Origin of the sequence: Amycolatopsis sp. NPDC049688 (genome assembly GCF_040674975.1) — a bacterium.
In the GTDB taxonomy this organism is placed as follows: domain Bacteria; phylum Actinomycetota; class Actinomycetes; order Mycobacteriales; family Pseudonocardiaceae; genus Amycolatopsis.
In genome coordinates this window covers 717,921-734,886 of record NZ_JBFANY010000001.1, presented here as the reverse complement: position 1 = coordinate 734,886, position 16,966 = coordinate 717,921, and the positions used below count along the sequence as shown (strand labels likewise).

15 protein-coding genes are annotated in these 16,966 nt (G+C 74.6%); all 15 read right to left on the bottom strand.

Annotation, left to right across the window (positions count from 1 at the left end; genetic code table 11):
• Positions 1-17: 17 nt before the first annotated feature.
• The 15 genes from AB0J55_RS03080 to AB0J55_RS03010 are packed head-to-tail and all read right to left on the bottom strand — an operon-like array spanning position 18 to position 16,955.
• Positions 18-1,538, bottom strand: a complete 1,521-nt coding sequence (locus AB0J55_RS03080) for a right-handed parallel beta-helix repeat-containing protein (RefSeq protein ID WP_364241960.1) — start codon at positions 1,536-1,538, stop codon at positions 18-20.
• Positions 1,539-1,549: 11 nt separating this feature from the next.
• Positions 1,550-2,272, bottom strand: coding sequence for a hypothetical protein (locus tag AB0J55_RS03075; RefSeq protein ID WP_364241958.1), 723 nt, complete (start codon positions 2,270-2,272; stop codon positions 1,550-1,552).
• Positions 2,269-3,216 carry a RimK domain-containing protein ATP-grasp gene (locus AB0J55_RS03070; protein ID WP_364241955.1) on the bottom strand — a complete coding sequence of 316 codons (948 nt, stop codon included), beginning with the start codon at positions 3,214-3,216 and terminating at the stop codon, positions 2,269-2,271. The genes AB0J55_RS03075 and AB0J55_RS03070 overlap by 4 nt, the downstream gene beginning before the upstream one ends.
• Complete coding sequence (locus AB0J55_RS03065; RefSeq protein WP_364241952.1) at positions 3,213-3,929, bottom strand: hypothetical protein; 717 nt, start codon at positions 3,927-3,929, stop codon at positions 3,213-3,215. The genes AB0J55_RS03070 and AB0J55_RS03065 overlap by 4 nt, the downstream gene beginning before the upstream one ends.
• A gap of 1 nt (position 3,930) precedes the next feature.
• Positions 3,931-4,710 carry a hypothetical protein gene (locus tag AB0J55_RS03060; protein WP_364241949.1) on the bottom strand — a complete coding sequence of 260 codons (780 nt, stop codon included), beginning with the start codon at positions 4,708-4,710 and terminating at the stop codon, positions 3,931-3,933.
• Positions 4,707-6,977, bottom strand: coding sequence for a hypothetical protein (locus AB0J55_RS03055; protein ID WP_364241946.1), 2,271 nt, complete (start codon positions 6,975-6,977; stop codon positions 4,707-4,709). The genes AB0J55_RS03060 and AB0J55_RS03055 overlap by 4 nt, the downstream gene beginning before the upstream one ends.
• Before the next feature lie 3 nt (positions 6,978-6,980).
• Complete coding sequence (locus AB0J55_RS03050) at positions 6,981-8,450, bottom strand: hypothetical protein (RefSeq protein ID WP_364241943.1); 1,470 nt, start codon at positions 8,448-8,450, stop codon at positions 6,981-6,983.
• Entirely contained in the window at positions 8,447-8,992 is a 546-nt protein-coding gene (locus tag AB0J55_RS03045; RefSeq protein ID WP_364241940.1) for a hypothetical protein, read from the bottom strand. Before AB0J55_RS03045 ends, AB0J55_RS03050 begins: the two co-directional genes overlap by 4 nt.
• Before the next feature lie 10 nt (positions 8,993-9,002).
• Positions 9,003-9,368: a hypothetical protein gene (locus tag AB0J55_RS03040; protein ID WP_364241937.1), complete on the bottom strand. Its 366-nt coding sequence runs from the start codon at positions 9,366-9,368 to the stop codon at positions 9,003-9,005.
• Complete coding sequence (locus tag AB0J55_RS03035) at positions 9,368-11,404, bottom strand: hypothetical protein (RefSeq protein WP_364241934.1); 2,037 nt, start codon at positions 11,402-11,404, stop codon at positions 9,368-9,370. The genes AB0J55_RS03040 and AB0J55_RS03035 overlap by 1 nt, the downstream gene beginning before the upstream one ends.
• Before the next feature lie 17 nt (positions 11,405-11,421).
• Complete coding sequence (locus AB0J55_RS03030; RefSeq protein WP_364241931.1) at positions 11,422-11,979, bottom strand: hypothetical protein; 558 nt, start codon at positions 11,977-11,979, stop codon at positions 11,422-11,424.
• A gap of 11 nt (positions 11,980-11,990) precedes the next feature.
• Complete coding sequence (locus AB0J55_RS03025) at positions 11,991-12,482, bottom strand: hypothetical protein (RefSeq protein WP_364241928.1); 492 nt, start codon at positions 12,480-12,482, stop codon at positions 11,991-11,993.
• A complete protein-coding gene (locus AB0J55_RS03020; RefSeq protein WP_364241926.1) occupies positions 12,479-14,224 on the bottom strand; it encodes a hypothetical protein in 1,746 nt (581 codons plus the stop codon). The genes AB0J55_RS03025 and AB0J55_RS03020 overlap by 4 nt, the downstream gene beginning before the upstream one ends.
• On the bottom strand, positions 14,221-16,752 hold the full coding sequence (locus AB0J55_RS03015) for a hypothetical protein (protein ID WP_364241923.1): 2,532 nt from the start codon (positions 16,750-16,752) through the stop codon (positions 14,221-14,223). The genes AB0J55_RS03020 and AB0J55_RS03015 overlap by 4 nt, the downstream gene beginning before the upstream one ends.
• Positions 16,749-16,955 carry a hypothetical protein gene (locus AB0J55_RS03010; RefSeq protein ID WP_364241920.1) on the bottom strand — a complete coding sequence of 69 codons (207 nt, stop codon included), beginning with the start codon at positions 16,953-16,955 and terminating at the stop codon, positions 16,749-16,751. Before AB0J55_RS03010 ends, AB0J55_RS03015 begins: the two co-directional genes overlap by 4 nt.
• Positions 16,956-16,966: the final 11 nt, after the last annotated feature.

The following is a 16,966-nucleotide window of genomic DNA, read 5'->3' as shown; positions in this document are numbered from 1 at the left end:
CACGGATCTCCTCTCCCCTACTGCCCCGGCTGGAGCGTGGCGACCGGGCAGGACGGCGGGACGTTCCACCGGTTCCCGGTCGAGACGATCGACGGCGGGAAGCCGCCCGCCGCGCGTTGTGAACACTGCAGCGAGCGGGCCGCGCCGCGGGCCGAGTTGAGCGCGACCGTGACCCCGTGGAACGGCTCCGGCCGTGAATCGAGGCGGACCGCGGCGAAGTACGGGCTCGTCCCGGCCACCGTGTTGCCGGTGATCGTGGCGTCTTCGATCGGCCCGCTGATGCCCTGCAGCGCGATCCCCGAGCCGTCCGGGGCGGCTTCGGTGAAGGTGATGTCGTTGTCCCGGACGCCGATTTCGTGCACCGAATCGCCGTAGATGCCGTCCGCGTCGCCGTCCACCGCGATCGTGTTGCCGGTGATCGTCACCCGGTCCGGGAACCCGCCGCTGTGCGGGGTCACGCGGATGCCGGGACCGGCCACGCCGTGCCGCCGGATGACGTTGCCGTCGATCTTGTCGCCGGTGGCGACGTTCTGCGAGTCGACGACGCCGGCCCCGCTCACCGCCGTCACGTCGAAGGTGTTGCCCGCCACGACGACGTCCTCGGTGCGGTAGAGGGAAAGCCCCTTGCCGCCGAAGGTGTTGCCGGTGATCGTCGCGTGCCGGTAGGACGTCAGGGACGCACTGAAGGTCACCGTCGAGTCGGCGAAGGAGTTGCCTTCGAGCCGCAGCCCGTCGTCCCAGTCGCCGCCGGTCGCCTCGCCGTCGAAGGCGGTGTCGCCGATCCGCTCGCCGAAGTGGTTGCCCAGCACGGCCAGGGAGAACACGTTGCGCTGCACGCCGATCCCGGACCGCGCGCAGCTGACGAACGAGCCGCCGGCGATCGTCACGCGCCGGACCGCGGTGGCCGGGGTGTTGCCGAGCACCCGGATGCAGTCGCCCTTGCGCGCGCCGGCCGCCGCCGGGTGGGCGAAGACGACGTCCCGCACGGTGACGTCCGTGACCGGCATCGAACAGGTTCCGTTCGCCGTCGTGCAGACGCCGGAGCCGATCGCGATCGCGTGGGTCTGCTCGTCGGTGTTCGTGGCCGCCGAGGTGTCGATCGTGAGCCGTTCGACGGTGGTGTCGCTCGCCCCCGGGTCGAGCGACACCACCGCGACCGCACCCGCCTGCTGGTCGCCGGCCAGTTCGAGGACCGTGCCCGGTCCGCTGCCGGTGATCATCACGCGCGCGCTGTGCGTGGACAGCGCGGCGAACCGGTCGTAGGACCCGGCCGGCGCGCGCGACACGCGCCAGTGCCCGCTGCTCAGGCACACCGTGCCGCCGCCCGCGGCCCCCGCCGCGTCGATGGCGGCCTGTACCGGCGCCCGGTCGTCCACGCCGTCGTCCGGCACGGCGCCGAAGGCCGCGGGGTCGAAGCACCCGCCGGTCCCCGAGCCGGCCCGGGGCACCGCGGCCGCCGAGACGACGACCGCGGTCGCCACCGACAGGGTCGCGATCGCCGCGGTCACCAGCAGCGCCCGCCCTCGGATCCGTTTCATCGCCACACCTTTCACCAGAAGAAGAGCCAGCGGCCGCCGAGCCGGACACCGTGGCCCTGGTAGGTCACCCGGCGCTGGCCGGGGGTCAGGCACCGCGAGCCGGAGATCCGGTGCCACAGCTCGGTTTCGGTGAACACCACCGTGCCGGTGCCGTAGGGCACCGTGACCGGCACGCCGCCACCCCGGCGGCCGGGCGGGGCGCCGGGCACGTCGGCTTCGATGTCCAGGCCGCTCCCGCCGTCCGGCAGCGCGAACGGCACGGTGAAGTTGACCACCGCGGTGATGTCGGCCCGGCGCGCGAGGAGGGACGGCACCTGCGTCTCGAGGGCGTCGACGTGCCAGCCGCCGCCGGCGTACTCCCCGGGCCCCGGGAACTCGAACAGGTGGAAGCCGGGGACGGCGAGGTCCTCGGCGTACACCACCGGCAGCCCGTACCGCTGCTCGAAGAACGCCGCCACCCGCTCGTGGACCAGCCGGAAGTGCCGGTACAGCAAGCGGTTCTCCGCGCGGGCGCAGGCCGCGTAGTAGCCGGGGCGCTCGCGGTTGCGGTAGAACGCCTCGCCGATCGTGCTCAGGCCCGGGGTGTCGCCGCGCCGCAGCCCGGCCGGCACCGCGTCGACCGCGGCGAGGACCTCCGCCACCTCCGCCGGGGTGAACAGGCCGGCCGTGAAGGCCCGGGCACTCCCGAAGGCGATCTCCCCGGCCGGCCGGACGCCGGTGTCCACTGTGGTCATGCGGAACGCTCCTTGCACAACTCCGCCGCGGCGAGCAGCCCGGCGATGGCCGCCGCGATGGGCTGGCCGGTTCTCGATTCGTAGTAGGTGAACCCCGGCGAAGGGTTGACCTCGAAGCAGTACCACTCGCCGTCCGGGGTCCGCCGCAGGTCGACGCCGGCCACCGGCAGCCCGAGCCGCTTCGCCAGGTCCTGGCAGCGGTCGGCGACGCCGGACGGCAGGTCGATCCCGGTCAGCACCGGCGCGCGGAACCCCTGCGCCCGGGCGTAGCGGTAGTCGTCGGCGTCGCTGTCCACCTCGGCGGCGAACACTTCGGTGCCGACGACGTGCACGCGCACGTCGGTGCCCGGCACGTGCCGCTGGAACTGGGTCGGGCAGGCGGTCACGGCCGCCAGCCGGGCGCGGTCGGCCGCCCCGACGCGGCGCACCCGGCTGCGGATCCCACTGGTGGACTTGACGATGACGTCGCCGTGTTCGGCCAGGAACGCTTCGACCCGGGCCGGGTCGTTCGTGACCAGGGTCGGCGGCACGCGGAAGCCGGCGGCCGCGACGAACCGCAGCTGGTACGGCTTGGACCCGTTGCTCGCGCCGGCTTCCGGCCGGTTCAGGACGTAGGCGGGGGTGCGGTCGGTCCAGGCGTTGAGCACCTGGTCCAGCTCGGCGGCGTGCCGCCATTCCGGCGCCGACGGCGGCAGCGCGCGCACGGCGGGCAGCCGGGTGCTGTCGTGCGGGCGCACGTAGGCCGCCCGCACGGCGTCGAGGTCGAACTCCTCGCCGCCGGCGATCACCCGGGTGCGGCCGTGCGGACCGGCCCCGACCCGCACGGTGGTGTCGAGCACGCGCCGCTGGTCCAGGAAACGGACGGGGGCGTCGAGCTGCCGCAGCTGCGCCAGCACGGCGGCCATCGGGTCGTCCGCGAGCAGGCCCCACAGCAGGATGGTCATCCGGCCACCTCCGCGACGGTCCCCCGCAGCGCGGCCAAGACGGCGTCCGCCACCTGCGCGTCGGACACGTCCGGCCACGCCGAGATGTCGCGCACCCGGGCGCGCGGGCCCGGGCCGGACACGGTCGCCGTGAGCAGCGGGGTGCCCGCGAGGCGGCCGAGCTCGCACAACCGCTTGCCCACCTCGGGGTGCACGTCGCCGAAACAGGCGTCCCGCACCACCTGCACCCGGACGGCCCCGTCCCAGTCCGGGACGGCGGCGAGCGGCGGCGCGACGCCGAGCCCGAGCCGGCGGTCGGCCGCGTCGACCCGCAGGCCGGCCGACGCCGCCAGCTCGGCCCACTCCTCGGGGTACCACGGCGGTCCGTTGAGGCACCGCGGATCGGGCGGGTTCAGCACGGGGGCGGGGCACGCGTCGAGCCAGGCCAGGAGGAACGCGGTCAGCTCGGCCCCGGCGTACGCGCGGTCGCCGGAGTGCACCCGGGGCAGGTCAGCGCCGGTGATCACGCCCAGCCGGTTCAGCACGCCGGTCACCGGGATCGGTGTCCCCTCCGCGGTCGCCAGCCCGGCGGTGACCCGGCCGTCGCGGTCCACGTCGAGGCTCCAGCAGGCCCGGTCCAGGTCGCCGGCGGTGACCAGGAGCGCCTCGCTCCCCCACCGGGCGGCGAGGGCGCGAGCGGAAACGTCTTGGGCGTGCGCGAGGATCAGCAGCATCTCAGCTGTCCTCGTCCGGACCGGACAGCGCGTCCCGGCCGACCTCGGGGCGGTCCTCCAGGGAGATGAACGTGCGCTCGTCGCCCTCGGCCTGGTCCGCCGCGGGCGGCGGGGAGCCCGGAGCGGCGGTGCCGGCGAGGTCGAGGAACTCCTTGCGGTCGTCCTTGGCCCGCTCCTTGTCGTCCTTGCCCTCCTTGCCTTCCTTGTCCTTGTGCTCCTTGCCTTCCTTCTCCTTGGTGTCCTTGCCTTCCTTGTCCTTGCTTTCCTTGCCCTCCTTCTCCTTCTCCTTTTCCTTCGTCTCCTTGGTCTCCTGCTTGTCCTTGATCGGGTCGATCCGGCGGTCGAGCGCGGTGAGCTTCACCTGCAGCTCCTGGACCACCCCGAACAGCTCCAGCCGCAGCTCCTTCATGCAGTTGCTGACCGTGCGCAGGGCCTCGGCGACGTCGCCCAGGTCGTCTTCGATGGCGTGGAACCGCCGGTTGAAGCCGATCTCGGTGGCGGTCTCCCCGGCCTGCACCACGGTCACGCCGTCGACGAAGTCCGGATGCGCGAAGGAAGGCTCGAAGTGCAGCTCGCACTGCGGCGCCTCTTGGGGGACGTTGGTCTGGAACACGAACGGCGGGGTTTCGGTCGCCGTGAGACCGGGGCCGGCCTGCCGGGCGATGGCGCGGCCCAGCACCGCGATGACGTCGTCCTCCGCCACGCCCGCGCCCCGCAGGGCGTCGACGATCGTGTGCGCCGGGACGCCGTAGACGAGCTGCTCTCCGGGTTGTTCGCTCATGAGCTCTCTCCTTGTCCTGCCCGCGCGGACGGCGTCAGGCGGTAGTGCCGGTAGGCCCGGGCGGCGGCGATGTTCAGGCCGGTGGACGTGCCCGAGCCGTCCACGTCGACGTGCCGCCGCCGGATGGCGAAGGTGTCGGCCCGCACCCCGACGGGCGTGACGAGCTCGACGATGTTCAGCAGGTGTTCGTACTGGCGCAGGGTCAGCAGGGCGCCGTCGGGCAGCGCCGGCCGCCACGTGTACGGGTTGTTCGCGCCGGAGCGCTGTCCCACCACGCACGACACGACGCTGATCCCGTCGTTGAAGACCGGGATCGTGACGACGGCACCGCGCCGCGACGAGAGCGTCGCGTGCTGCTCCCCGAGCGCCCGCGCCTGCCAGCGGTGGACCAGGGTGTGTTCCCCGGCGAGGTTGCTGCCCGCCAGCGGCAGCCCCGCGACGCCGAACATCAGCGCCAGCGTCCCGGCGCCGGTGGCCAGCGCGACGACGCTGCTCGCGCCGGCGTCGGCAGCCGTGGTGAACAGCGGGCTCAGCAGGGTGGAATCCTTGAGCACCGCGGCCGTGCGCGGGGCACCGAGGTCGAAGAGCGCGTAGTCGCGGGGCGACACGGTGCCCAGCTGCCGGGTGAACTCGCCGACGTCGGCCACCTTCGCCAGGCTCCGATCGGCCAAAGCGGCGTCCAGCCCGGGGACCGTGCTGGTCGGCCGCGCCCCTGCCAGCACCGCGGCCGGGTCGGCGGCCGGGGTCAGCTGCGCGCCCGCGAGCGCGCTGATCACCGAGACCACCGGCACGTCGTGGTCCGGGTCCGTCGCCGAGAGCAGCTTCGCGGTCAGCGTCAGCGGGACGTCGCCGTCGGAGTCGGGCTCGATGTCCATGACGAGGGGGCCCATCGGTGCCGTGCTGGCGAACACCGTGCCGTCGGCGTCCGGCTCGACGGTGCGGAAGCCGCAGGCGCGCAGCAGCCACGCCCCGATCGGGTCCGCCGACCTCGGCCGCGGCACCAGGTTCGGATTCCCGAGCTTGCCCGCCGCGGTGACGGCCGCGTCGAGCTGGGCCGCGACGGGCGCGGCGAGCAGCGCCCCGAACCCGAGCTCGAACCGCGACCCGCCCGCGTTGTCCTGTCCTTGGAGGACACGAGGCCACGGTCGCGCGCCCAGCTGCCCGCACCGCTGGTCGAGCGTGGTCAGCGCCTCGGCGACGGCGGGCGCCACCGGCTGGAAGGATTCCACCCGCCAGGCGGCGAGCGCCGCGCGCTGGACGTCCACGCGGGCCACCTCGTCCGGCGGCAGGAGGCGGGCCGCGTGCGTGTCGTCGCCTTCGGCGCTGTCGGCGGGCCAGATCAGGTGCACCCGCCGGATCGCGTTGAGCAGTGCGGGGATCTTGCCCGGTGAACCGGGGGCGACCAGCCGCAGCGCGATCAGCTGCGGATCGACCGACTCGTCGGCGGTCACCGTGCTCGTCACGCCGAAGTCGGCGAGGAAGCCGCCGCCGCCGAGCACGGAGTCGATCCACGGCTTGCTGGGCAGCCGCACCCCGCGAAGCACCCGCAGCCGGGCCCGGTAGGACGCGTCGTCCTCGCGCGTGCCGGGTGGCTGGAGCGGCCGGGTGGCGGGGCTCTGCTGCTCGGTGTCCCAGAACAGCTCGTCGGAGAACCGCGGGCTGGACAGGTCGGCCCCGATCCGGTCGAGCGCGTTGCCGCTCGCCCCTGCCAGGGTCCGCATCGCGCGGATCTGCCGCGCGGTGCGCCGGATCCGGCCCTTTTCGTCGAGCAGCACGGTGAGCAGCCGCCCGAGCACGCCTTCGACGAGGTCGAACCGGACGGCGGCGATCAGCTGCGCGGCGCTGAGCGCGGTGCCGGTCTCCCCGCCGCGGATTCCGCGCGCCAGCAGGGAGAACGGCGTGCCGGCGTCCCCCTTGCCCGCCGGCGGCACGGCCGCCACCAGCGCGGTGCCCGCCGCGGTGTGCGGCGCGAACGTCACCACCGGGAGCGTTCGGGGCACACCGTTCCCGGACTGCAGCGCGGGCAGGATGGTCAGCCCTTGAGCGTCCACATCGGACAGTACGGTGCACAGGACCAGGGGCTGCCTGGTCACGCTGCCGACCGCGGCCTCGGCCTGCCCCGTCGGCCCCGGCGGCGGGGTGGCGCGCAACGTCAGCGGCCGGGGGGTGGCCGCCTGGGACAGCGGCCCGATCAGCTCGGCCGCCGCGGCGGCCAGCGCACCCGCACCGAAGCCGGCCGGGTCGAGGAGTGGGTCAGTGGTGGTCATGGCTCACCGCACCGTCAGCCGGCCGGGCTGCTCGACGAAGACCGCGATCTGGTCGGCCCCCACGATCAGGTTCTCGTCCACGTCGAGCGCGACCGGTGAAGTGCTGTCCGCCCCGCCGGATCCCACGGCGTCGATCGACGGCGGGAACCGGACCAGCTGGAGCCCGTTGACGTCGACGACGCCGGGCTCGGCCATCAAGGCCGCGGACAGCGCGGCGGCGCGCACCGGTTCGGCGAGGGTCAGCCCGTCGACGACCCCGCGCAACCGCGCCGCCAGCCGCTGCTTGAGGGCGAGCGCGGCGGGGCTGAGGTTGCGGCTGGCCAGCGCCCCGGACGGCAACGGCAGTCCGGCGGTCACCACGTCGACGTCGACCGTGAAGTACACCTGCTCGGCCCGCACCACGTCGGGGAAGATCCCGATCGGGCGGACGTCGCGGATCGCCTGCTGCACGGCCGCACGCAGCCCGGACGCGCCGTCCCAGATCGCGGCCTCGGTCGGCGCGACCAGCACGGTGACGAAGAACGGCGACGACATGTCCCGGTCGGCCGCGAACAGCCGCTCGAAGAAGTCGAACTGGCCGAAGATCGACTGGGACAGGTCGAGCCCGCCCGCCCCGTCCCGCACCACGGCCTGCCGTACGCCGGGCACCAGCGACACCGTGGCCGCGATCGACTCCGCCGTCCACAGCGACCTCGGGGCGTTGAGCAGCAGCGCGCGGTAGCGGTCGTCGTCGAACTGCGTGTCGCCCCCGGTCAGCGCCTGCGTGTGCTGGATGCGGACCAGGCCCTGGCCGATCGACGCGGCCGTGTCGGGGAAACCCGCCGCGACGTCGGCGTCGATCATCGCGTCGAGCTTGGTGTCGGCGGCCTCCCACCGGTCGATCCGCTGCGGGTGCCCGCCGCTCGTGTCGGTCACCGCCGGGTCGAGGTTGCCGACCGGCCCGGGGTCGAAGCTGGTCACCGGCGCGACGGCCGACGTGACGCCGGAGGTCAGCTGCACGGCCGCGGCGAGCGCGATCCGGTGCCCGCCCGGGGTGGCCAGCCGCGCACCGCGGGGCAGCACGAGGTTCGCCACCCCCGGCGGCAGCGCCTGCGCCAGGGTCAGCGTGATCGCCCCGGTCGCGGTGCGGAACGGCCGCGTGATGCCGAGTTCCGCGCCCAGGTCGGACAGCGCGCGGCCGCGGGCCGTGCTGACGAAGCTGTCGTCGTACTCCGCCGCCAGCGCCGCCCAGGTCCGGGCGTCCTCCAGTGCGGTGATCTCCAGCAGCTTGCGCACGACGCTGCCGCTGGTCAGGTCGATGGCCGGGTCGATCAGCTGCTGGGCCAGCGCGATCTTCTCGGCCAGCAGCCGGGTGAACGGCTTGGGCAGGAACCCCGACGGCGTGACGCCGAACGCGCCGCTGCCGGTGGACCGGGTGACGCTTTCGTCGACGGCCAGGACGTCGGTCAGGTCGATGCTGGTCTCGGAACTCATGGCGTCCTCCCGGGAGTACCGGACGCGACGACGCCCGGGGTGTCGATGGCGCCCCACTCGGCGCCGGTGGCGAGGCCGCCGGTGGCCAGCGTCGCCGGATCGCCGGTGATGGCTTCGAAGGAGACGGTGATGGCGAACGACCGCGAGGCCGGGCCTTCGGTGGGTGCCGGCGTGGTCAGGTCGACCACCCGCCGCACCCGCGGATCGGCCGCCACCATCTCGATCACCGCGCTGCGCAGCCCTTCCCGGGCCAGCACCGGCGACGTCTGGCGCACCAGGGGGGTCAGGCCGAGGAAGCCGAACCGCACGTTGAACGGGTCGCTGCCGCGCAGCGTGGTGAGCCCGATCGCGAGGTCCTGGCAGAGCGCGTCCACCCCTTCGACCAGGTCGAGGTCGACGCCGGTCGCGGTGGCCCGCAGCACCAGGTCGCGGGCGGTGTCCGCGGTGTCCGTCAGGTCGGCGCGCGGGCCGAACCCGAGCAGCCGGCGACGGCGGACGGCGGAGTCGTCGCCCGGCGGGGGCGGTGGCAGAGCAGCGGTCATCGTCGTTCCTTCACGAAGCGGTGAGCTTGTCCTGGCCCGCATCGACCGTGACGGTCTTCGTCGGGTCCGGCGGCTGTTCGGACGGGGGGTTCTCGGTGGTGGCGTGCAGCGTGTCCAGGAGCACGGCGGCGGTGCCGACGGTCAGCCGCCGCGCCACCCCGGGGTTCGGGGCGGGCGCCGGCGTGGTCGTCCGGCACGGCGACGGTGGGCCGCCCGGCGGGAAACCGCAGTTGACGTAGGGCGCGGTCGCGGCGGCCTGGGAGAACAGCAGCACGGGCTGCCCGCGGACGGTCAGTCTCGCGTCGCCGGCCGGCGCCGGCCGGACGCCGTGGTGCGCGCAGGTGAACGTGCCGGAGCTCGTCACGGGGAAGGCCATCAGCTCACGTCCATCGTTCCGCCGGCGAGCGCCACCCGGACGTCCTTGGCCTTGAGGTCGATCTGCCCGTCGCCGGCGTCGAAGGTGATCGACGAGCCGGTGATCGTCACGCTCCCGTCGGCCTGCAGCAGGATCCGCGCCGGGGTCCCGGATGCGGGTTTGGTCTCGATCAGCACGCTGCCCGCGGGCGCGTCCGCCTCCGGGTCCGGCCGCTGCGGGACGGGCGTCAGTGCGCCGGGGTCGTCGACGACGCGCAGCACGAACCGGGCCGTCTCGACGACCCGGTTGCCCCGGCTGTCGGTCAGGTCGTGCGTCGCGGCGCCGTCCAGCGGTACCTGGTCCACTTCGGACGGTGGGGATCCGTCGTGGGGCAGGTGTTCGGGCGCGTCGACGTTCGCCGGCAGCGCCAGCCAGTAGTCGCCGGGCCGGGCCGCCGGGCCCGCGCCCAGCACCCACAGGGCCCCGGCGTCCACGTACTCCCCCGGGCCGCCCGCGCCGTCGACGAGCAGCGCCCGGGTGCCCGGGTAGCGCGGCAGCACGAGGCCGAAGTTGCCCCACGCGAACGGCGTCGCGTAGGGCACCCGGTGCGCCTCGGCGGGCACGTCCCGGCTGACCACGGCCCGCTGCGCGGTGCTGCCCGAGCCGTCGCCGGGATCCCGGGAGACCCAGAAGTCGCTGGTGTGCCGGGTTTCCGTCGCCTCGGCGGCCAAGTGGTCGTGGACGAGGCCGACGTGGGAACGGGCCCGCTGCGCGACGGCGGCGGTGAGGCCCGCCGTCGCGCCGCGGAGGCTGACGGCGAAGGCCTGCGCGGGGTCCGCGGCCGCCTCGGCGACCTGGGGTGCGGGCCGGACTTCCGGCGCCGGCGTGCCGCCGAGGTCCCAGCCGTCGTCGCCGTCGGCCAGCACGAACGCCTTCACGACCGTGAGAAAGCCCTCCTCCCGCGATATCCGGTGGCTGACCTCGGTGATCCGGCAGTTCGCCGGAGTGACGTCGAGGCCCGGATCGCCGAACGGCCGCACGTTCAGCGAGCCCAGCAGGGTCGCCCCGATGCTCGGCGGCTCGGCCTGCGGGAAGTCCTCCGGCGGCAGCTCGACCACCAGGGTGTCGCCCGGCTTGAGGTCCGGCCGCCCGAGCGTGGTCACCGACACCGTCAGCCGGGACTGCGGCGCGTCCGGCCGGCTGCCCGCCGCCGGTTCCCGCGGCCGGGCGGACCCGCGCTCGACCACGAGCAGGCCGCTGTCGTCGTCGACGTGGCGGCGCTGCGGCAGCTGGGGTCCCGCCTCCCCGGCCCACAGCCCGACGTGCAGGACGCCGTTGCGGATCAGGGCGAGCGGCTGGCCGTACCGCCGCAGCAGCTTGCGCGCCTGGTCCTCCAGCACGCCGGTCAGCGCCTGCAGGCAGGTGCCCTCCCGGACGGGGATCTGCACCGGGACGACCGTGCCCGGCGGCGGCGGGACGTCCGCGAGGCCGTAGTAGCGGACCGGCTCCACCCCGGCCTTGCCGGTGATCGCCCGGACCGCGTCCAGGATTCCCGGCTGGGACACCGGATCGGCGTCCGCCCCGGACAGCTGGGCCGTCACCAGCTCGCGCCCGCTCACCACCGCCTCGAAGCGGCGGGTGCCCGAGCGGCGCCACACCCGGTCGACGCGCAGGACCGCGACCAGGCTCAGCGGCGGCGGGTCCGGGGTGATCGCCCCGAGCGGGTGGTCGAGGCCGGTGAAGCGGGCCAGGTCGCCGGCCACCCCGGACGGCGAATCCTGCCACCACAGGTACAGCGAGGCGGCCAGGTGCCGGCCGGGAGCGACGTGGATCTGCTGGTAGTCGGCGTCGGTCAGGCCCTCGAAGACGATCTCGTACGCCCCGCCGGTCAGGTCGGCGGGCAGCGTGGCCGACACCGAACCGGTGTAGGTCTCGCTGCCGAGCGTGGCCAGCGGCCGCCCGGACTCCTCCTCGGAGAACACGACGGCCCAGGCGGGCACCGTGCCCGGCGTGACGTCGGGGCCTTCGGCGGTCGCGATCGGGATGCTGCGGCTCATCGGTGCCTCCTTCCGGATCAGGGGTTCGGGGTGTTCAGGACGGGGATGCCGGGGTCGCCCGCCGGCCGCGGCGGGCCGGTGTCGGGCGCCGGGCCCAGGTCCCGCCAGCGCAGGGCGAGCCTGCTGCCGAACTGCCCGGGGCTGCGCAGCGTGCCGACGGTGACGATCAGCAGGTCGACGGTGACCTCGACGGCCGCCACGGCCCCGAGCCGCAACGCGAACGGCACCCCGGCCACCACCGGGACCGTCTCGCCGATCTCCCCGCCGGACAGCAGCGTGAGCCGCGGCCACGCGGCCCCGGCGTCCCGGGCGGCGGCCGGATCGGCCTCCTCGCGGGTGTCGAAGACGACGGCCTGCGGGTCGGCGGACAGGACGCTGCGGGCGACGCCGAGCGGGACGGCGAGCACGAGGCCGCGCGCGCCGTCGAGGTCCATCCGGACCGGCAGGCCGGCGGCGAGCTCCTGCTTGAGCACGCGGGGCGCGGCCGGCCCGCTCGCCGGGACGTCGGGGCCCGGCGCGGCGAGCACGGCGAAGGGCGGCCGGCCGATCAGCCCGGGCAACGCGAACGCGGTCATCGTCGTCCCCCTCAGACCGGCAGGGCGTCGGTCAGCGCGCCGACCCCGACGGAGGCGACCTCGAGCAGCTTGGCGAGGCTGCCCGGCCGGGGCAGTTGGATCAGCTGCACCGACACGTCGATCGCCTCGCGCCGCCCGGCCGCCTGGGTGAAGGTCAGCGACTGGACGGCGAGGTCGGTGCGGATGGTGGCCGCGGTGATCAGCACCAGCCCGCCGACCGCGTTGCGGGTCAGCCGGGACAGCGCGGTGCCCTGCCTGCTGGATTCGGCCAGGTTCTCCAGCGCGACCTTCCAGGCGAACCGCGACGGGCCGAGCAGCACCGCGCTGAAGGACAGCGTGTCGTCGTGGGTGACGACGGCGACGCGGCGCCGGCTGCCGCCGATCTGCGGCACGAAGTACGTCGACGCGATGGACAGCTGGGTGACGGCCCAGAGCGGGACCGGCACGATCCCGTCGGACAGGATGGCGCTCGGCGTGTGCAGGCCCGGTTCGTAACCGCTCACGGGACATTCCCTTCGGGTGCGGGCAACTCGATGCGGCGCTCCGGCGCGACGGGACCGCGTCGGTCGAGGTCGTTGAAGGACAGGTACTTCCGGGCCGCGCCGGTCAGCCAGGACAGCTCGCCGCCGGCGTTGGTGACCACGCGGCCGACGCCCTTGCGGGCGAGGATCTTGCCGATCCGCCGTTGCACGCGATCGCTGGTGATCTCCTCGGGCCGCACCCGTGAGACGTATTCGCTGACCTCGGCCGACGCCTCCGCCGCGCGCTGGATGGCGTCGACGAGCTTGGGCGGCAACGGGACTTCGTCGCGCTGGAGCCAGCTGCCGAACTCGGCGACGTCGGCGGCCATGTTGTCGGCGATGTTGTCGAGAAGGCTGCTGACTTCGCCCAGCCCGCGGCTCGACAGGGCCTTGTTGTCGCCGAACCAGACTTCGCCGGTCCGCACGTCCACGGCGACGAAGTCGGTCCCGCCGACCGTCACGTTCAGGTCGGGCACCTTGATGATCCAGGCGTCGTCGGCGAGCTGGAAGGCCGCGGTGCGCTCGCCGAGCAGGCCGCGCACGTGGGACCGGGACAACGCCCGCACGTACCGCTCCAGGGTCGCTACCGGCTTGCCCTCCGCCCGCCTCGCCACGGCGTAGCGCAGCCAGTCCGAGGCGAGCTTCGCCAGCTGTCCCGGGCTGCGCGCGGCGAGCTCGACAACAGCCGAGCTGCGGCCCAGCCGGCGGGTGATCTCGTCCTGGGACGGCAGCCCGATCTCGGCCGCCGCCCGGTCGAGGACCTCGGCCCGGGTCCGGGCCTGGGCGCTGCCGGTCCCGTCCGGGCCGACGTCGTGCAGGGCTTCGCGGTGGACGTCGTTCAGCCGCCGCAGCGCGGCTTCGAGGTCGGTCCGCCGCTGCCCGGTGATCCCGTGGTCCGCGCAGAACCGGTCGATGAGCCCGGAAAGCGCGGCTTCGTTCTCCCCGAGCACCACCAGCCGCAGGAGATCCGGGTCGAGGACGTTGGCCTGGTTCACCAGGGTCCGCTGCTCCACCGGAAGCTCCCGGTACGCGGCGTGCACCCGGGCCGTCCCGGCCACCTGCCGGCCCGGGCCGACGCCGAACGCGTAGTCCAGGCCCGGGTTGCGGACGTCGTCGAGCGCATCGAGGGCGTGCGCGATCGACTCCTCGTCCATCCCCTTCTCCGCCAGCTCGCGCCGGAACGCCGCTTCCGCCCGGGGCTCCTCCCGCAGGGCGGCTTCCAGCCGGCCGGGCGCGAGCAGCTGGGCCCGGTCGAAGGCCACCCGCCGGTCCGCGGGCAGCGCCCGCACCCGGGCGGCCCGCCGGCGTCCGGCCTCCGTGGGCGGCTCGGGAGCCGCGTCCGGGGCGAGCCGCTTGTCCGGCAGGTTCGGGCGGTCGCGGGCCCACCGCTGCGGATCGGCCAGGGCCTGGACGTCGTCGGCCAGCGCCGCCTCGAACACGCGGAGGTTCTCCAGGTCCGCTTCGGTCAGCGGCTGCCGGAAGAGCCGTTCGTAGAGCTCGTGGACCCGCCCGCGCAGCTCCCGCACGCTCGCCATCGCCGCCTCGAAGTCCCGGACGTACCCGAGCCCGAGGACGTCCAGCGACGAGCCGACCGACCGGTCCCAGAGCTCGCGCAGGCGTTCCTCGGTCAGCCGGGTGCGCTGCCGGACTTCGGACAGGCCCGCCAGCAGGCGCGGGTGCTCGCTCAGCACGGCGTGCGCGCCGCCCGGCGGCCGGGGCGTCACGGCGCACCTGCCCCGGCGGCGCGGGCCGCCGCGGTCATGATCTCGCGCAGCTCGTCGCGGGAGACCTCGCCGTGCGGGTCTTCGCGCACGACCGCGTCGACGAACCGCTCGATGGCCGAGGACAGCACGAGGTTGAGCACGTACCCCTTGACCGCTTCCTTCAGGAAGGCGCTCACCAGCTCTTCGGCGGTCACGACGGCGAACAGGTGCTCGGCCTCCTGCTTGGCCAGCCGGATCGCGGCGATGGCCGCCGCCCGGCGCTCGGCGCCCGGCAACGCCAGCCGGGCGGCGCCGGAAACCCCGCGGGCGAACGGTTTCGCCGCCGGCAGGAACGCGAGCGCGGCCCCGATCCAGGCCGCCCACAGCTCGGCCTCCGCCTGGGCCCTGGTGATGAGCTCGTCGCCGCCGAGCAGCGCCCGCTGGATCCCGCGGTGCTCGTAGGCGGTCGCCAGCGCACCCAGCGACTGGGCGGCGCCGAGCAGGAACGCCGCGGGCGGGCAGAAGACCGCGAGGAACGGCAGCCCCACGAGGTTGAAGAACTCCGTCAGCTCCGCCTTGCCCAGCTCGGCCGCCGCCAGCTCGTGCAGGGCGTCGACGTAGACGGCCTGGAAGTCGAACATCGGCCGCAGGCGCTCGTCGGCCTTCCGGTGGATGCCGGTCAGCCGGGCACCGATCTCGTCGGTGCGGTCCTCGACGAAACTCGCCAGCCCGAGGGCGATCGTGCGGTCGCGGCGCACCCGCGCGGTGCGTTCGAGATTTTCGCGCCGGATTTCCTTGAGCACCTCGGAAAACTCGCGGTCCACCGCTTCGGTGACGGCGTTGCCCGCCTGCTCGCTGCGCTCGTCGTCACGGCGTTGCGCGTCCTTGAGCCGGCCGGCGACGTCCGACAGGTCCTTGATCTTTTCGAGGAACGGGTCGATCAGGAGCGCCTCGTCGCGGGCCGTGCCGATCGCGAAGGCCAGCTGCTCGTCACTCCACCAGCGCCCGCGGGTGTCCTTGGCCCAGTACTCGCCGTCGAGGACCACGACATCCGGGTTCCGGTCGTGCCACAGGTTCGGGGCGCGCCACGCGAGCCCGGGGTTGCGGTCGCGCGCCTTGGCGAGGCCGATCCGGCGGCGCAGGTCCTCCAGCTCGACGCTCGGCGCCAGCACGATCACCAGCAACGCGCGGGTGAACCGCATGTACTGCGGGAAGTTCGTGCTGTCCAGCCGCCGGTCCAGCTCGGCCAGGCTCTTCTCCAGCACCTCCAGGAGGACGTCCTGGCAGGCCGAGACGAACAGCTGCCCGACGGCGTCCCGCCGCACCCGGAAGAACAGCTGGTGGAAGTGCGCGGCCCACTGGCCGCTGTGGCCGGCGAGCGGGCAGCGCAACGACTTCGAGCGGTCGGCGGAGTACATCGCGTCGACGTAGGCCGCGGCGAGGTTGGTGGCGAGCACCGCGACCTCGGCCAGCCGGCGCAGTTCCGCCTGCCGGCCCCGCGTCCCGCCGCCGGCGGCACCGAGGCGTTCGCTCTGCCGGCCGATCTCGGCCGTGGCCACGATGGCGAACGAGCCGGCGTAGCCGCCGGGCGGCATGCCCAGCCGGGTAGCGATCTCGCCGATCAGCGCGGCCAGGTGCTCCCGGTCGGCAGGCCACTCGGTCAGGTGCGGTTCGCCGAGGTAGGGCGTCTCCAGGTCCGCCTCGTCGGCCGAGGAGAGGTCCAGCGGCGCGCAGTCCGTCCCGTACCCCTCGCGGCGAACCTCCTCGGTCAGCACCGCGACCGGCAGCGTCCCGCTGGTGAACGACGCCGGCGCCACGTGCCACTGCACGTGGGCACCGCCCTTGCGGAACTCGTAGATCACCGCCGGGCCCGGCCAGGCGAACTGCGGTGCGCCAGGCTTCTCCAGGTCCAGCTCGACCAGCGCCGCGTGCCACTTCTTCCGGTCGCCGACGAACCGCCAGTACCGCAGCTCGTCGGCGTCCAGCGCGCCGGCCGCCCGTTCCCCGCCGCCGAAGCGCTCGGGCACGAACAGGGTGAAGTTGCCCGCGATCCGCAGCCGCGGCTGCCCGCCGTTGGCGACCACGATCGCCTGCCGCGGAACGCCGCCGATGCGCGCGATGACGAGGACCTCGGCGGGCGGATCGCCGTGGTAGAGACCGAGCACGGCGTCCCAGGCCTCCCCCAGCGTGGCGAAGGACCGCAACCGCACGGCGGCTTTCGGCGTCCCGGTGGTTCCGGCGGGCCGCTTCGCGGCGCCGGCGGCCGGAGCCCGCAGCCGGGCCGTCGCGGTGTGCAGGGCCGCCCGGGTGGCGGCCGCCAGATCGGCGGCCAGCGCCTGGGGCAGCGGAGCACCGGTGAACCGGACCGTCACCCCGGGCGGGCGGGCGTCCCAGATCCCCTCGCGCACCACGGCCACCTGCCCGGCCCGCTCGGCCGCGCGCAGGGTCGCCTGCTCGGTCGCGGCCCCCACCAGCCGCGCCAGCTCGTCCGGCGGCCCCGCCGGATCGAGGTCGAGCCGGATCCGGACCGGCACGCGCACGGTCGTCATGCCAATCCCTCCAGCGCCGCGGTCAGCCGCTGGATGGTCGTGTCGGCCGGGCGGTCCGGCGAAACCAGCCGGATCTCGACCTCGACCGGGAACTCGAGGACCAGCCCGCCGGGCCGCGCGGTGGCGTGCGCCCCCGCTTCGTCCCACCACTCCTCCGGCAGCGGCAGGAGGCCGCCGGCACCGGCTTCCGGGGCATCGGACACGGAACTACCCC

What these genes read in the sequence shown, in the direction of transcription:
- AB0J55_RS03035 (WP_364241934.1), bottom strand. Translation starts at nt 11,404, where the DNA reads ATGAGCCGCAGCATCCCGATCGCGACCGCCGAAGGCCCCGACGTCACG.
- AB0J55_RS03055 (WP_364241946.1), bottom strand. Translation starts at nt 6,977, where the DNA reads ATGACCACCACTGACCCACTCCTCGACCCGGCCGGCTTCGGTGCGGGT.
- AB0J55_RS03075 (WP_364241958.1), bottom strand. Translation starts at nt 2,272, where the DNA reads ATGACCACAGTGGACACCGGCGTCCGGCCGGCCGGGGAGATCGCCTTC.
- AB0J55_RS03065 (WP_364241952.1), bottom strand. Translation starts at nt 3,929, where the DNA reads ATGCTGCTGATCCTCGCGCACGCCCAAGACGTTTCCGCTCGCGCCCTC.
- AB0J55_RS03070 (WP_364241955.1), bottom strand. Translation starts at nt 3,216, where the DNA reads ATGACCATCCTGCTGTGGGGCCTGCTCGCGGACGACCCGATGGCCGCC.
- AB0J55_RS03015 (WP_364241923.1), bottom strand. Translation starts at nt 16,752, where the DNA reads ATGACGACCGTGCGCGTGCCGGTCCGGATCCGGCTCGACCTCGATCCG.
- AB0J55_RS03045 (WP_364241940.1), bottom strand. Translation starts at nt 8,992, where the DNA reads ATGACCGCTGCTCTGCCACCGCCCCCGCCGGGCGACGACTCCGCCGTC.
- AB0J55_RS03060 (WP_364241949.1), bottom strand. Translation starts at nt 4,710, where the DNA reads ATGAGCGAACAACCCGGAGAGCAGCTCGTCTACGGCGTCCCGGCGCAC.
- AB0J55_RS03040 (WP_364241937.1), bottom strand. Translation starts at nt 9,368, where the DNA reads ATGGCCTTCCCCGTGACGAGCTCCGGCACGTTCACCTGCGCGCACCAC.
- AB0J55_RS03050 (WP_364241943.1), bottom strand. Translation starts at nt 8,450, where the DNA reads ATGAGTTCCGAGACCAGCATCGACCTGACCGACGTCCTGGCCGTCGAC.
- AB0J55_RS03030 (WP_364241931.1), bottom strand. Translation starts at nt 11,979, where the DNA reads ATGACCGCGTTCGCGTTGCCCGGGCTGATCGGCCGGCCGCCCTTCGCC.
- AB0J55_RS03080 (WP_364241960.1), bottom strand. Translation starts at nt 1,538, where the DNA reads ATGAAACGGATCCGAGGGCGGGCGCTGCTGGTGACCGCGGCGATCGCG.